14 protein-coding genes and 1 tRNA gene are annotated in these 13,122 nt (G+C 73.2%); 5 read left to right on the forward strand and 10 right to left on the reverse strand.

Annotation, left to right across the window (positions count from 1 at the left end; all coding sequences use genetic code 11):
* Positions 1-33: 33 nt before the first annotated feature.
* Positions 34-1,140, reverse strand: coding sequence for a hemolysin family protein (locus ACFO9I_RS11800; RefSeq protein WP_379180993.1), 1,107 nt, complete (start codon positions 1,138-1,140; stop codon positions 34-36).
* Positions 1,137-2,498, reverse strand: coding sequence for a hemolysin family protein (locus ACFO9I_RS11805; RefSeq protein WP_379180995.1), 1,362 nt, complete (start codon positions 2,496-2,498; stop codon positions 1,137-1,139). The genes ACFO9I_RS11800 and ACFO9I_RS11805 overlap by 4 nt, the downstream gene beginning before the upstream one ends.
* Before the next feature lie 256 nt (positions 2,499-2,754).
* Between ACFO9I_RS11805 and ACFO9I_RS11810 the strand changes: the two genes are divergently transcribed.
* Positions 2,755-4,215 (forward strand): DUF1800 domain-containing protein, encoded by a 1,461-nt coding sequence (locus ACFO9I_RS11810; RefSeq protein WP_379180996.1) that lies wholly within the window; start codon positions 2,755-2,757, stop codon positions 4,213-4,215.
* Between the two features lie 5 nt (positions 4,216-4,220).
* Complete coding sequence (locus tag ACFO9I_RS11815) at positions 4,221-5,474, forward strand: DUF1501 domain-containing protein (protein WP_379180998.1); 1,254 nt, start codon at positions 4,221-4,223, stop codon at positions 5,472-5,474.
* Between the two features lie 19 nt (positions 5,475-5,493).
* On the opposite strand, the gene ACFO9I_RS11820 is transcribed toward ACFO9I_RS11815, so the two are convergent.
* Positions 5,494-6,348 (reverse strand): NAD(P)-dependent oxidoreductase, encoded by an 855-nt coding sequence (locus tag ACFO9I_RS11820; protein ID WP_379181000.1) that lies wholly within the window; start codon positions 6,346-6,348, stop codon positions 5,494-5,496.
* Positions 6,349-6,527: 179 nt separating this feature from the next.
* Between ACFO9I_RS11820 and ACFO9I_RS11825 the strand changes: the two genes are divergently transcribed.
* On the forward strand, positions 6,528-6,932 hold the full coding sequence (locus ACFO9I_RS11825) for a pyridoxamine 5'-phosphate oxidase family protein (RefSeq protein ID WP_379181002.1): 405 nt from the start codon (positions 6,528-6,530) through the stop codon (positions 6,930-6,932).
* Between the two features lie 13 nt (positions 6,933-6,945).
* On the opposite strand, the gene ACFO9I_RS11830 is transcribed toward ACFO9I_RS11825, so the two are convergent.
* Entirely contained in the window at positions 6,946-7,122 is a 177-nt protein-coding gene (locus ACFO9I_RS11830; protein ID WP_379181004.1) for a hypothetical protein, read from the reverse strand.
* Between the two features lie 138 nt (positions 7,123-7,260).
* Entirely contained in the window at positions 7,261-8,655 is a 1,395-nt protein-coding gene (locus tag ACFO9I_RS11835) for an MBL fold metallo-hydrolase RNA specificity domain-containing protein (protein WP_379181005.1), read from the reverse strand.
* Between the two features lie 188 nt (positions 8,656-8,843).
* On the opposite strand from ACFO9I_RS11835, the gene ACFO9I_RS11840 reads away from it, so the two are divergent.
* Together ACFO9I_RS11840 and ACFO9I_RS11845 are read left to right on the forward strand one after the other, a co-directional pair.
* Positions 8,844-8,917, forward strand: a tRNA-Pro gene (locus tag ACFO9I_RS11840).
* 157 nt (positions 8,918-9,074) lie between these two features.
* The gene (locus tag ACFO9I_RS11845) at positions 9,075-9,296 is read left to right on the forward strand and encodes a hypothetical protein (RefSeq protein ID WP_379181007.1); all 222 of its coding nucleotides are present in this window, start codon (positions 9,075-9,077) and stop codon (positions 9,294-9,296) included.
* A gap of 20 nt (positions 9,297-9,316) precedes the next feature.
* Here the strand turns inward: ACFO9I_RS11845 and ACFO9I_RS11850 are convergent, their stop codons facing one another.
* Genes ACFO9I_RS11850 through ACFO9I_RS11870 form a run of 5 tightly spaced genes read right to left on the reverse strand, consistent with a single transcriptional unit; the run spans position 9,317 to position 13,092 of the window.
* The gene (locus ACFO9I_RS11850; RefSeq protein ID WP_379181009.1) at positions 9,317-9,898 is read right to left on the reverse strand and encodes a hypothetical protein; all 582 of its coding nucleotides are present in this window, start codon (positions 9,896-9,898) and stop codon (positions 9,317-9,319) included.
* Between the two features lie 4 nt (positions 9,899-9,902).
* Positions 9,903-10,802, reverse strand: coding sequence for a hypothetical protein (locus ACFO9I_RS11855; RefSeq protein ID WP_379181010.1), 900 nt, complete (start codon positions 10,800-10,802; stop codon positions 9,903-9,905).
* Positions 10,803-10,826: 24 nt separating this feature from the next.
* Positions 10,827-11,690: an ATP-binding cassette domain-containing protein gene (locus ACFO9I_RS11860; protein WP_379181012.1), complete on the reverse strand. Its 864-nt coding sequence runs from the start codon at positions 11,688-11,690 to the stop codon at positions 10,827-10,829.
* Entirely contained in the window at positions 11,687-12,511 is an 825-nt protein-coding gene (locus ACFO9I_RS11865) for a zf-HC2 domain-containing protein (protein ID WP_379181014.1), read from the reverse strand. Before ACFO9I_RS11865 ends, ACFO9I_RS11860 begins: the two co-directional genes overlap by 4 nt.
* Positions 12,508-13,092 carry an RNA polymerase sigma factor gene (locus ACFO9I_RS11870; protein ID WP_379181016.1) on the reverse strand — a complete coding sequence of 195 codons (585 nt, stop codon included), beginning with the start codon at positions 13,090-13,092 and terminating at the stop codon, positions 12,508-12,510. The genes ACFO9I_RS11865 and ACFO9I_RS11870 overlap by 4 nt, the downstream gene beginning before the upstream one ends.
* Positions 13,093-13,122: the final 30 nt, after the last annotated feature.

A 13,122-nucleotide genomic window follows, 5' to 3' on the forward strand; every position in this document is an offset into this window, starting at 1 on the left:
GGGCAGGGGCCCCGTCGCCCCGCCGAGGACACCTTAGCCATCGGTCCGTCGGCGGACGACGCGCGGCGCACCGTGCGTGCCCGGCAGGGTGGTGGAGGGCTCGTCGAGGTGCGCGGCGTCCCGGATCTCGCCGACCAGCTCCTCGATCACGTCCTCGAGGGTCGCGAGGCCGAGCGTGGTGCCCTCGGCGTCGACGACCCGGGCCATGTGGGCGCCGCGGCGCTGCAGGGTCTCGAGCGTGTCGTGCAGGCTGTCCTCGACGGTCACCGTCGCGAAGGGCCGGATCCACTTGTCGTCGACCGGGCGCTCGCGCCGGGCCTCGTCGGGCTCGAGGACGTCCTTGATGTGCAGGTAGCCGAGCAGCTCGGCCTCCGCCCCCACGACCGGGAACCGGCTGAACCCGGTGGCGGCGCACAACGACTCGACGTCCGCGGCCGTCGACCCCCGCTGCACCGTGGTCAGGGTCGCGGAGGGCATGAGCACGGACCCGACGGTCTTCTCGGTGAAGCCGAGCGCGCCCGCGAGCCGGTCGTACTCGTCGGCCTCCAGCAGCCCCTCGCCCCGCGACTCCTCCACCAGCGCAGCGACCTCCTCACGGGTGTAGGTCGAGCTCACCTCGTCCATGAGGCGTACGCCGGCCAGCCGCAGCACCGCCGAGGCCACGGCGTTGATGACCACGATCACCGGGCGCAGCAGCTTGACGATGAACCAGATCGGCGGGCCCAGCGCCAGGGCGGCGCGGTCCGGGCCGGCCAGGGCGAGGTTCTTGGGGATCATCTCCCCCATCACCACGTGGAGGTACACGACGATCGCCAGGCCGACCACGAACGAGATCGGGTGGAGGAACGACGCCGGCACGTGGGCGGCGTGGAGCACGGGCTCGATCAGGTGCGAGACCGCCGGCTCGCCGACGGCACCGAGCACGAGCGAGCAGACCGTGATGCCGAGCTGGTTGACCCCGATGACCAGGGAGATGTTCTCCATCGCCTTGAGCGTCGTGCGGGCCAGTCGCGAGCCGGCCTCGGCGCGCGGCTCGATCTGGGTGCGCCGGGCGGACACGAGGGCGAACTCGGCGGCGACGAAGAAGGCGTTGCCGAGCAGCAGCAGGAGCGCGACGGCGAGGGCGGCGGGGGCACTCATGACGCGTCCTCGGGCCGCTGCGGCTCACCCTGGAGCACCCGCAGCCCGACCCGGTCGATCCGCAGGCCGTCCATCCGCTCCACGGTCAGGATCGCCAGCTGCTCCCGCGGCTCCTCGGGGTCGGAGTTGTCGGGGACGGGGACCTCGGCCAGGTCACCGGGCTCGGGCACCCGGCCGAGCACGCGCAGCACGAGTCCCGCGATCGTGTCGTAGTCCTCGTTCTCGGGCAGGGCGATCCCGGTCAGGTCCTCGACCTCGTCGGGACGCAGCAGCCCGGACAGCGTCCAGCCGCCGTCCCGACGCTGACGGGCGCGGGCGCCGAGCCGGTCGTGCTCGTCGGCGATGTCACCGACGATCTCCTCGACCACGTCCTCGAGCGTGACGATGCCCGCGTGGCCGCCGTACTCGTCCAGGACCACCGCCATCTGGAAGCCGTCCTCACGCAGCAGGGCGAGCAGCGGGTCGAGACGCAGCGAGTCCGGCACCACGATCGGCTTGGCCATCAGGTGCTTGACCTTGGTGGTGGCCCGCTCGTGGACCGGCAGCGCCACGGCGTTCTTCACGTGGACGGTGCCGACGACGCTCTCCTCCGCGTCCAGCACGGGGAAGCGTGAGTGACCGGTCTGGCGGGCCAGCTCGATGACGTCGCTGGCGCGGTCGTTGACCTCGAGGCTGACGGTGCGCACCCGGGGGGTCATGATCTCGCCGGCGGTCCTCGAGCCGAACTCCACCGAGCGCTCCATGAGCTCGGCGGTGTCGGCGTCGAGGGTGCCCTGGTCGGCCGAGCGCTGGATCAGCGAGGCCAGCTCGGTCGAGCTGCGCGCGGAGCGCAGCTCCTCCTGGGGCTCGATCCCGAGCCTGCGTACGAAGGCGTTGGCCGACCCGTTGAGCAGCCGGATCGGCAGCCGGTTGACCGCGGTGAAGGTGCGCTGGAAGCGCTGGGTCGCGCGGGCGACCTCCATCGGCCGGGCCAGGGCGAGGTTCTTCGGGACCAGCTCGCCGAAGATCATGGTCAGGACGGTGCTGAGCGTCAGCCCGATCCCGACCGCCACCGGGGCCACCGCACCCGGGGGCGTCCCCAGCGTCTCGAGGGGTCCCTCGATCAGGGCCGCGATCGCCGGCTCGGCGAGGAACCCGATGGCGAGGTTGGTGATCGTGATCCCGACCTGCGCGCCGGACAGCTGGGTCGAGAGGGAGCGGAGCGCCTGCTGGAGCCCCTGCGCGCCGCTGTCGCCCTCGCTCGCCGCCTGCTCGACCTTGCTGCGGTCGACGGTGACGAACGAGAACTCGGCCGCGACGAAGACGCCGCAGGCAGCGATCAGCAGCAGGGCTGCGGCCAGCAGGATCCAGGCGGTCATCGTTGCCCTCCCGGGGCGCGGGGCGCCGCACGGTGCGAGGGCGGGCGACTTTGGGAGCCGTCCATCGGAGGAGCTCGTGATCCTTTGCCGTAGAGGTCGTTCGGTCCCAGAACTCTACCGGCCGACCCCGGCTCCGCCCGCATCCCGCGAGCCGTGCCTCGGCGGGTTGCCTCAAGTACGACCCCCGCACCGCCGATGATCACGACGTCCACACCCGCGTCGACACGCACCTGCCTCGCTGCCCGGGAGCCGGCCCATGTCCCGCTACACCCCCGCCCACCACCGTGGCGATCCGCTGCTGTCCCGGCGCGGGCGGCACCTGGTCGGCCGGTTCTCCTACGGCATCACGCCTGCCCTGGCCCGACAGGTCCGCAGGCAGGGGGGCGCCGAGGCGTGGTTCGACCGCCAGCTCTCGCCCGCGAGCATCGCCGACCCCGGCGCCGACGAGCTGCGCTCCTGGTGGCCCAGCCTCGACCGCTCGCCAGGGGCCCTGTGGCGCCGCCAGGTCGACGGCACCGAGGGTGGCTGGGAGGTGATGGCCGACTACGCGCGATGGGTGCTGCTGCGGCGGATGCGGTCCAAGCGCCAGCTGCACGAGCTGGTGACGGAGCTGTGGGAGAACCACCTCAACGTCCCGGCCGTGGGTGACGCCCAGTTCGTCCACCGCGTCGACTACGGCGACACGATCCGCACCCACGCCCTCGGCCGCTTCGAGGACCTCCTCCACGCGGCGATCACGCACCCGGCGATGCTGATCTACCTCGACAACGCCGTCTCGACGGCCAAGCACCCCAACGAGAACCTCGGGCGCGAGCTGCTGGAGCTCCACACGGTCGGGCGCGGCCAGTACGACGAGGACGACGTCAAGGACAGCGCCCGCATCCTCACCGGCTGGACGGTCGACATGTGGAACACGTGGACGCCGTCGTACGACCCGAAGCGCCACGCGCGCGGCACCGTGAGCGTGATGGGCTTCTCCGACGCCAACGCGGAGCCGGACGGGCGGGACCTGACCCGGCGCTACCTGTCCTACCTGGCGCGCCACCCCGCGACGGCGGCCCGGCTGGCGCGCAAGCTCGCCGTCAAGCTGGTCAGCGACGACCCGCCGCAGGCCCTGGTGGACCGGCTCGCCCGCGTCTACCTCGACCACGACACCGAGATCGTCCCGGTGCTCCGCGCCCTGGTCGGGTCCGCGGCGTTCGCGGAGGCCGTCGGAGCCAAGGTGCGCGACCCCGGCGAGGACCTCGTCGCCACCTACCGCGCGCTCGGTGTCTCGGTGCGACGACCCACCGCCGAGGGGAATGCCGCCAACCAACTGCTCTGGCAGGTCTCCGACATGGGTGCGACGCCGTTCGGCTGGCCGCGACCCGACGGCCAGCCGATCGACAACGACTCGTGGTCGTCCCCGGCACGGCTGCTCGCCTCCATGAGCGTCCACTACTCCATGTGCGGCACCTGGTGGCCCAAGGAGGGCATCGACTACCGCCCCGCCCGGTCCTGGCTGCCCGAGAAGCGGGTCCGCTTCGACGTGCTGGTGGACCACCTCTCGCAGCGGCTGCTGCACCGGCGGTCGACCGCTCGGCTGCTGCGCGCCTGCTGCCAGGCGACCGGGCTCGGCCCCGACGAGGTGATCACCCGCGACCACGCACTGGTGAAGTGGTCGATGCCGCGGCTGCTCACGACCTTCCTCGACTCCCCCGCGTTCCTGACCAGGTGAGCACCATGACGACGACCACCGCACCCTGCTGCCGCGAGTTCGCCAGGCTCTCGCGCCGCGGCCTCATCACCGGAGCCCTCGCCGTGGCCGGCAGCAGCACGGTCTTCGGATCCGCGGTCGTGCGCGCCGCGGCGGCGGCCGCGACGCCCGCCTCGTCGGTGCTCGTCGTGCTGTCGTTGCGCGGCGCGGCCGACGGCCTCTCGCTCGTGGTCCCGCACGCCGACCCCGTCTACTACAGCGCCCGCCCGCGGCTGGCCGTCCCCGCCGACCGGCTGCTCGTCAAGGACGGGCAGTTCGGCCTGCACCCCGAGCTCGCACCCCTGGTGCCCCTGTGGGAGTCCGGCCGGCTGGCGGCGGTGCACGCGACCGGGCTCCCGGCACCCAACCGCTCCCACTTCGCTGCGATGGAGGAGGTCGAGGACGCCAACCCCGGGTCCACCACCCGGGTCGGCTGGCTCAACCGCCTGATCGGCACCGACACCGACAGCTCACCCATCCAGGGGTTCAACGTCGGAGACGGCGCGCCACCCGCCTCGCTCTACGGACCGGAGCCGGTCATGGGCGGCGGCAACCTCGACGACGTCCGGATCGCCGGCGAGGACCAGTGGGACCACGGCGAGCGCCGGCGGTCGCTGCGCACCCTCTGGGACGCCGACCCCTCTCCCCTGGGCCGGGCGATGCGGTCCGCCTTCGCGTCGGTCGAGTCGTTCGCGCCGGTGCGCGAGTCCAGCGCCGCGCCGGCGCACGGCGCGGCGTACCCCGACGGCGACCTGGGCCGCGCGATGGCCGCGGTCGCCCGGGTGGTGCGTGGCGACGTCGGCGTCCGGGTCGTCACCGTCGACCACGGCGACTGGGACATGCACACCGGCCTGGGCACCGTGGAGCAGGGGCGGATGGTGCGCAACGCCGGCGAGCTGGCCTCGGCGGTGAGCGCGTTCTTCACCGACCTCGGGCCGCTCGCGGACAGGGTCACGCTGGTCACGCTCAGCGAGTTCGGCCGGCGGGTCGCGGAGAACGCCAACCTGGGACTCGACCACGGCTACGGCAACGTGATGTTCCTGGCCGGGGCCGGGGTCCGGGGTGGCAGCTACTACGGCACCTGGCCCGGGCTCCAGGGCGAGGTCGACTCCGACCTCCTGGTCACGACCGACTACCGCAGCGTCCTCGCGGAGGTCGTCGCCTCCCGCTTCGGCGCGTCCACCGGCAGCGTCTTCCCGGGCTTCCAGCGGGAGCGGGTGGGCGTGATGGCCGGGCAGTAGGCCGGCCGGCAGCAGGCCTTCAGTGCTCGAGCCAGGTCGCCGCCATGTCGCGGTCGCCGTGCCCTGCCCGCACCGCCCGGGCGAAGTGGTCCCGCACGCCCGGCAGCACGCCGAGCTCCAGGCCGACCGACTGCGCGGCGTCGAGGATGAGCCCGGCGTCCTTGAGGGCTCCCTCGAGCGCGAAGGCCGGGTCGAGCGTGCCGTCGAGCATCGCCGCACCCTTGAGCTGGACGTACGGCGCGTCCAGCGCGCCGCCGCCGACCGCCTCGAGGAAGAGGCGGGGGTCCAGGCCGAGCTCGCGGGTCAGGGCGAGGGACTCGGCCACGCCCTCGACGACCGTGAAGACCCAGGCGTTGGCGGCCAGCTTGAGGCGCGTGCCGGCGCCCGCCTCGCCGACCCACATCGTCCTGCTGCCGATCGCGTCGAGGACCGGGGCCACCCGGTCGCGCGCCGTCTCCGGGCCGGAGCCCAGGACCACGAGCGCGCCGTCCTCCGCCGGCTTCCTGGTGCCGAGGACTGGCGCGTCGACGAGCACCACGCCCAGCTCCTCGGCCAGCTTCGCCAGGCGTGCGGTGCCGGCGACGCCCACCGTGCTCTGCTGCAGCCAGACCACGTCGTCGCCGAGGGCGGCCCTGGCTTCCTCCATCGTGTCCGCGACGCTGTCGGCGTCGAACAGCATCGTGAGCACCACGTCGGCCCCGGCGACGGCGGCCGCGACGCTGTCGTGGACGGTGGCGACGTCGCTGAGGGTTTCGGCCCGCTCCCGGGTCCGGTTCCACACCCGCAGCGGGATGCCGGCCCCGGCGATGTTGCGCGCCATCGCGGCGCCCATGGTGCCGGTGCCGAGGAGTGCGACGGTGGGCTGGTCGGTCATGGGGGTCCTCCCGTGGGCGGTGGTCGCTCCTGCCGAACCTACGTCGCCGATCCAGCACCGGGTCCAACGGCTGCGAGGTCCGGGACGAGGTGCCCTTCCGCGGGGCTCCAGCACCGGGCAGGGTGAGTCGCTGACACCCCGCCCGGGCGCCCTGCACCCCGCTGTGACGAGGAGAGCCGATGACCTTCGACGACGACGTGGTGAGGGTGCTCGACCACGAGGAGTGCTGGGAGTTGCTGCGCGCGGCCGTCTTCGGTCGGCTCGCCTACGTGCTCGGGAGCGAGATCAACCTGGTGCCGGTCAACTTCGCCGTCGACGGCGACCGGCTGCTCTTCCGGACCGCGGAGGGCGACAAGCTGCTGGGCGTGGTGATGCACCCGGACGTGGTCTTCGAGATCGACGACCACGACGGGGGCTCGGCCCACAGCGTGATCGTGCGGGGCCGGGCTCGGAAGCTGGAGGAGGACGAGGAGCGACGGGCCGACGACATTGGCCTCAAGCCCTGGATCGGCACCCTGAAGTACAACGTCGTCGAGATCCAGCCGACCGCCATCAGCGGACGGGCGTTCGTCCTCGAGGAGTGACCGGCGGCGCCGGTCAGCGCCGCTCCCCGTGCCGGTGGACGGACGGCGAGTGGTCGACGTAGGACGTGAGCACCGCGCGCTGGTGCACCCGCTCGTAGGCCTGGTCCACCTGCGCCAGCTGCACCAGCACGCAGGCGCTGGCGACCACCAGCACGAGTGCAGCGGCCAGGACGTGCATGATCTCCCGCATCCGTTCCCCCCACAGGACGTGTGATGCCGGTCTCCCTGGCACCCATCATCGGTCCTGCTCGCCTCCCCGGCCGGGAACCTCTCACGAACGACCGCGGCGTGTCGCGCCGGTCTGCACCGGTTCGGTTCGTCCGTCCGCTCAGTCGGCGACGGGGCCGATGCGCACCCGCTCGGCGTACGTCGGCACGACCGCGCACCAGCCGAGCTCGCTGCCGATCCGCTCGGCCAGCCGGGCGGCGGCGTGCGGCTCGCCGTGCACGACGTACACGTCCTGCGGCGGCGTCGGCATCCGGCTGAGCCAGCGCAGCATCTCGTCGGCGTCCGCGTGCACCGAGAAGTCCTGCACGTCGACGATCTCGGCGCGCACGGGGACGTAGCGGCCGTGCATCTTCACCTGCCGGGCGCCCTCCTGGAGCTGGCGACCGCGGGTCCCCACCGCCTGGTAGCCGGTGAGGACCACACAGTTGCGCCGGTCCGGAAGCTGCTCGGCGAGGTGGTGGACGACCCGGCCGCCGGTCGCCATGCCCGAGGCGGAGATGACGATGCAGGGCGCGGACGGGCGGTTCAGCCGTCGCGAGGCGGTCGAGTCGTGGATGGCGTGCAGGTCGGTGTCCTCGAGGAGGCCGTGGCTGCCCCGCACCTCCTCGCGCAGCTGCACCGACCCCTGGCCGAGGGCCCGCCGGTAGACGGCGAGGGCGGCGAGCGCCATGGGGCTGTCCACGAAGACCGGGACCTTCGGGATGCGGTTCTCCCGGACCAGCCGGGCGAGCTCGAGGATGACCAGCTCGGTGCGGTCGACCGCGAACGCCGGGACCAGCACGCAGCCGCCGCGGCCGATCGTGCGGCGGACCGCCGAGGCGAGCACGTCCGGGTCGCGCGGCGGATGCCGACGGTCGCCGTACGTCGACTCGACGACCACGACGTCCGCGGCGGGCGGGTCGGTGGGTGGCCGCAGCAGCGGGTGCCCCGAGCGGCCGAGATCTCCGCTGAACAGGACGCTGGTCCCGCCCAGCTCGACCAGGGCGGTGGCCGAGCCGAGGATGTGCCCAGCCGGCTGCAGGGTCACCCGCACGCCGGGCGTGACCTCGGTCGGGGTCAGGAAGTCCACGGGGTCGAGGAGCGGCAGCGTCTTCTCGACGTCGCCCGCGTCGTAGAGGGGCAGTGCCGGGTGGTGCCTGGAGTATCCGACGTCGTTCGCGTACGCCGCGTCCTCCTCCTGCAGGCGGGCGCTGTCGCGCAGCACGATGGAGGCGAGCTCGGCCGTGTCGTCGGTGCAAACGATGCGCCCACCGAAGCCGTCCCGCACGAGCTTGGGCAGGTAGCCGCAGTGGTCGAGGTGGGCGTGTGTGACCACGACCGCGTCGATGCTCGCGGCGTCCACGGGCAGCGTCTCCCAGTTGCGCTGGCGCAGGTCCTTCAGGCCCTGGTAGAGCCCGCAGTCGACCAGCACCCGTCTGCCGTCGTGCTCCAGGAGGAAGCGGCTGCCGGTCACCGTGCCGGCGGCTCCGAGGAAGGTGAGGACGGGGCTGGTCATGCGCCAGTGTCGGCACGCGCGCGACGGGTCGGACAGGGTCGTTGGTCATCGTCGGACGTCGCCTGGGCCACTCCCCCGGGCCCGCCCGGCGGCCCCGACGCAGCTCCGTTCCCGGCCGTGTCGGGAGCCGGATTCTGAAGACCGGCCATGCTGCGATAGTGTTCACGCGGCCTTCCACCGAAGGCCTTCGGGCTGTGGCGCAGCTTGGTAGCGCACTTGACTGGGGGTCAAGGGGTCGCAGGTTCAAATCCTGTCAGCCCGACCGAAGAAGTTGCAGGTCAGAGGCCGTTTCCGCGTAGTGCGGGAGCGGCCTCGACTGCGTTCGTGGGGCCGCGGACGGCTGACCACTGATGGGGCGGGACGAGTGGAGGCCGCCGAGGTTCGTCGGAGCAGCCGCACGGGGCGCATACTGGAGAGTGATGACAACTTCACCGGGCGCCCGGAAGCGACACCTCGCGAGCAGCCCCTTCAAGCCCGACCCCGTCCTGCCGATCGAGGAGTTCGCGCTCGACGACCTGGTCTCGCACGACGTGCACGGCATGGGTCGCGTGATCGGGACGGAGGCGCACGCAGTGACGGTGGACTTCGGCACGCGCACCGTCCGCGTCACCAGCCCGTTCGAGAAGATGTCCCGGCTCTAGCGGCCGCGTCCGCCGGCGCCTCAACGAAGCCCGGGCCGCGGCCCCCAGCTCGCGAGCAGCGTCCCGAGCGCGATCGCAGCGGACCAGAACGCGGTGAGCCCGGAGGAGAACTCCCCCAGCGGCAGCACGGGTTCCCACCCGACGAGGGGGCCGACGACCAGCGGCATCAGCACCAGCCCCGCCACCCCGGCGGCGACGGTGCTCCCCGGAGCCGACACCGCCCGGCGCGCGCACAGTCCGGAGGCGCCCGCCGACAGCAGCAGGCAGGCGACCCCCACCGTCACCCAGCCGGAGCGGTCCGGGACCACGGTCCGCGGCAGCGTGGCCACGACGACGAGCCACACCGCCAGTGGTACGACGACCACGGCGAGCCGCGTGGTGCGCCGCCAGCCCGCACCCCGGGGCGTGACCGAGACGACCTGGGTCGCGGCCTCGTCGAAGACGAACCCGGCCCCAGCGGCGCAACCTGCGAGGGCGGCCGGCAGCAGCACCGCGAGAGAGGCCGGCCAGCGGTGCCCCACCAGGGCCGCACCGACGGCGAGCGCGCAGCACGCCAGCAGCGGGGTCCACGTGACCCCGCGGCGGGCGTACCAGAGCCTCACGTAGCTACGAGATCCGCGACGGCACGGGGTCGGACGTGCGGTTCTCGGTGGTGCCGGTCGTCATCGACAGGGCCAGCGCGACCAGGCCCACCACGACGACGCCGGCGAAGAGCCCCTTGAGCCTCCCGGTGCGGGCGACGCGGTCGTGCCAGACCGCCGCGATCACGGCTGCGACACACAGGCAGAGCACGTAGACGAGGTAGAAGACCGCGTTGCCGCCGTACTGGACGGCAGTGCCGTCCGCGTCGGTCCCCGACTGGAACGTCGCCCACGGGGTCCAGAGCCGCCAGGCGGGGTGGCTGGTCTCCTCGGACGGGAACTGCCCGAGCATGTCGATGACCAGCACGACGACCACGGCGACCGCGGCGGCCCCCGGGAAGCGCAACCACCGCCCGGTGAGGACACCGAGCAGGCCACCGCCGAGGCAGGCGACGGGTCCGTTGGCCAGCAGCATCGCCCACACCTGCGCGTCAGGCATGGTGCCGAACCACCACTCCTGCGGTGCGGGTTCGCGCCAGGTCGTGAGCGCCACCTCGGCGAGCACCCACAGCAGGCCGACGGCGCCCGGCACCAGGCAGGCCAGCGCGAGTGCGAGGGTGCGTCGCGCCTCGGTGCCCGGGGCGGCGTTCATCGCCTCGGCGGCGGCCTCGGTCGAGCGGGTCTGCCGAGCCAGCACGACCAGGCTGGTCAGTCCGACGAAGAAGGCGGGGATCACCGGCCAGGAGAGCAGGTCGCCCGCGGGCTCGGCGTCGCTCGCGTTCAGGACGGTCCAGAGGAGCAGGGCGAAGGCCACGAGGGTGGCAAGCAGGAAGAACGGGTTGCGGGCAACCCGCCGGGCCTCGATCCCGGCCATGGCGGAGAGGCTGGGGCTCCCGGTCTGCAGGGATGCACGGGTGGCGGACATGGTTGAGCTCCTCGGTGGGGTGTGTCATGACAGCGCGGCGGCGGCCTGGTCGCCGAGCATCAGCAGGTAGGCGTCCTCCAGCGTCGGCTCGGCCGGCTCCGAGCCCGGCGGGCGTGGTCCCCCCACGACCCGGTGCCGTCCGGTGCCGGTGCGCCAGGTGGCCACACCGGTGTCGGCGGCGTCGTCGCAGAGCCACACCTGGCCGTCGGCCCTGGCGACCAGGTCGACCACGGACCCGTCGAACCGGACCTCCCCGCTGGCCAGCACCACGACCCGCTCGCACAGAGCGGCGACGTCCTCGGTCTGGTGCGTGGACAGCAGCACCGTCGAGTCGGTGCCGATGACCGACAGCGTGTGCCGCAGCTGGGCCCGCTGGCTGGGGTCCAGGCCGGTCGTCGGCTCGTCCAGGACGAGCATCCGGGGCTCCCCCAGCAGCGCCTGGGCCAGGGCGACCCGGCGACGCTGGCCACCGGAGAGCCGGGCGACCCGCTTGGTCGCGCAGTCGGCCAGACCGACCAGCTCGATCACCCGACGGACCTCCCGGGTCCGGCGCGCCTGGTCGTTCCACTCCTTCAGGACGGCCACGTAGTCGACGAAGCCGAACGTGGTCATGTCGCTGGGGAAGCCGAGCTCCTGGGGCAGGTAGCCGAGCCCGCGCCGGATCTCGGTGAGCTCGGACTGCGACGCCAGCGGGTCCCGGCCGAGCAGGCGGACCTCGCCGTGATCGGGGGCGATCGAGGTGGCGACGATGCGCAGCAGCGTCGTCTTCCCTGCCCCGTTGGGCCCCAGCAGCCCCGTCACGCCACGGTCGAAGGCGAGGTCGACGCCCTTGACGGCCACCGTGCCGCCGTACTTCTTGGTCACCCCGCGCAGGTCGACGGCGTTCACAGCGCAGCTCCGAGCTGACGGGTCTGCCGCGAGCGCAGGACGAGCACGGCCACCGACACCGCCGCCAGCGCCAGGAGGACGAGCTGACGGTCGGGATCGACCGGCCACGTGGGGGCCAGGTGCCGGGTCGAGGCGAGGACGACCGCGGACCAGCCCATGGCCACCACGCTGGCAGCCGCGCGCGGACCGACGAAGGAGGCGATGGCGAGCAGCACCGGGATCATCGCCAGGGCGGGCCCCAGCCACGCGGCCGCCACCCACAGTGGGCCGGGCAGCAAGAGGCTGAGCAGCATCGAGAACGGCAGGCACGTCGTGAGCACCGCGGCGGCGCGGACCAGGATCAGGCGGGTCCGGCCGTACGGCGAGGTCACGATGAGCGTCTCGAGGGCGTCGGTGGAGGGGCCGTACGACGCCGCGACCCCGAGCACCGGGACGAGGGGGGCGACCAGCAGGAACGGCCAGATCCGGTCACCGGCGACCCGAGCGGCGAGGAAGGCGAACGCCAGCGCGACCAGGCTGCTGGTCAGCCAGGCGGTACGCAACGAGGCGGACGCGGTCAGCAGGACCGCCGCCGGCTCGGAGAGGCCGAGCCGGCGGGCCGCCCGGATGAACACGGGCTGGGCCGGGCGCTCCACCGCTGAGCGGACGCCGTCCCAGGCCATCGTCAGCGCAGGTGCGTCGACCAGCGCACCGACCCGAGCGCGACAGTCGACGCACGCCACCAGGTGCTGCTCGACCGAGGTGCCCTCGACCGCGTCGAGACCTCCGGCGACGTAGGCCTCCAACCGGTCCTCACCGAGGTGCCACGTGTGCGTGCTCATCCCCACCCCTCCATCGGTTCCTGTGCCAGGGCGCGGCGCAGCTGCGCCTTCGCCCGGTGCAGGCGGGTCTTGACGGTGTTCTGCCGCACGCCGAGCAGCTGGCCGGCCTCGCGGGCCGTCAGCCCGTCCAGGACGACGGCCTGAACGACCGCGCGGAACTCGGGCGACAGGCTGCGCATGGCGCCGGCCAGGTGGCCGTACTCCACGCCCAGCAGGACCTGGTCCTCGGCGGCCGGCACGCTGCCGGTGCTCGACCGGTCCCAGTCGGGGAGCAGCAGCACGTCCTTGCGGCCACGCAGCCGCGACACCATGCGTCGGAACGCGATGCCCCACAGCCAGCCCGCCACCTCGCCGTCACCGCGCCACTTCCGGGCGTCCTTCCAGACCGCGACGAACGTGTCCTGCAGGACGTCGAGCACGACCTCGCGGTCGTTGCACCGGCGGGTCAGCCGTGCCATCAACCAGGGGGCGTGCCGGTCGTAGAGCTCGCGGAGAGCGGTGCTGTCGCCGGCGGCGGTGTCCCGCACCAGCGCGGCATCGCTGCGCTGCTCGGTGCTGGTCCCCCGGCTCTCCTGGCCCATGCCTTCACTGTCGCACCGGCAGGCCGGAAG

This window comes from Nocardioides sp. GCM10023255 (genome assembly GCF_042653125.1).
GTDB lineage: Bacteria > Actinomycetota > Actinomycetes > Propionibacteriales > Nocardioidaceae > Nocardioides.

Excerpts from the sequence above, each read along its gene's own strand:
- ACFO9I_RS11800 (WP_379180993.1), bottom strand. The coding sequence starts at position 1,140 with ATGAGTGCCCCCGCCGCCCTCGCCGTCGCGCTCCTGCTGCTGCTCGGC.
- ACFO9I_RS11805 (WP_379180995.1), bottom strand. The coding sequence starts at position 2,498 with ATGACCGCCTGGATCCTGCTGGCCGCAGCCCTGCTGCTGATCGCTGCC.
- ACFO9I_RS11810 (WP_379180996.1), top strand. The coding sequence starts at position 2,755 with ATGTCCCGCTACACCCCCGCCCACCACCGTGGCGATCCGCTGCTGTCC.
- ACFO9I_RS11815 (WP_379180998.1), top strand. The coding sequence starts at position 4,221 with ATGACGACGACCACCGCACCCTGCTGCCGCGAGTTCGCCAGGCTCTCG.
- ACFO9I_RS11820 (WP_379181000.1), bottom strand. The coding sequence starts at position 6,348 with ATGACCGACCAGCCCACCGTCGCACTCCTCGGCACCGGCACCATGGGC.
- ACFO9I_RS11825 (WP_379181002.1), top strand. The coding sequence starts at position 6,528 with ATGACCTTCGACGACGACGTGGTGAGGGTGCTCGACCACGAGGAGTGC.
- ACFO9I_RS11830 (WP_379181004.1), bottom strand. The coding sequence starts at position 7,122 with ATGCGGGAGATCATGCACGTCCTGGCCGCTGCACTCGTGCTGGTGGTC.
- ACFO9I_RS11835 (WP_379181005.1), bottom strand. The coding sequence starts at position 8,655 with ATGACCAGCCCCGTCCTCACCTTCCTCGGAGCCGCCGGCACGGTGACC.
- ACFO9I_RS11845 (WP_379181007.1), top strand. The coding sequence starts at position 9,075 with ATGACAACTTCACCGGGCGCCCGGAAGCGACACCTCGCGAGCAGCCCC.
- ACFO9I_RS11855 (WP_379181010.1), bottom strand. The coding sequence starts at position 10,802 with ATGTCCGCCACCCGTGCATCCCTGCAGACCGGGAGCCCCAGCCTCTCC.
- ACFO9I_RS11865 (WP_379181014.1), bottom strand. The coding sequence starts at position 12,511 with ATGAGCACGCACACGTGGCACCTCGGTGAGGACCGGTTGGAGGCCTAC.
- ACFO9I_RS11870 (WP_379181016.1), bottom strand. The coding sequence starts at position 13,092 with ATGGGCCAGGAGAGCCGGGGGACCAGCACCGAGCAGCGCAGCGATGCC.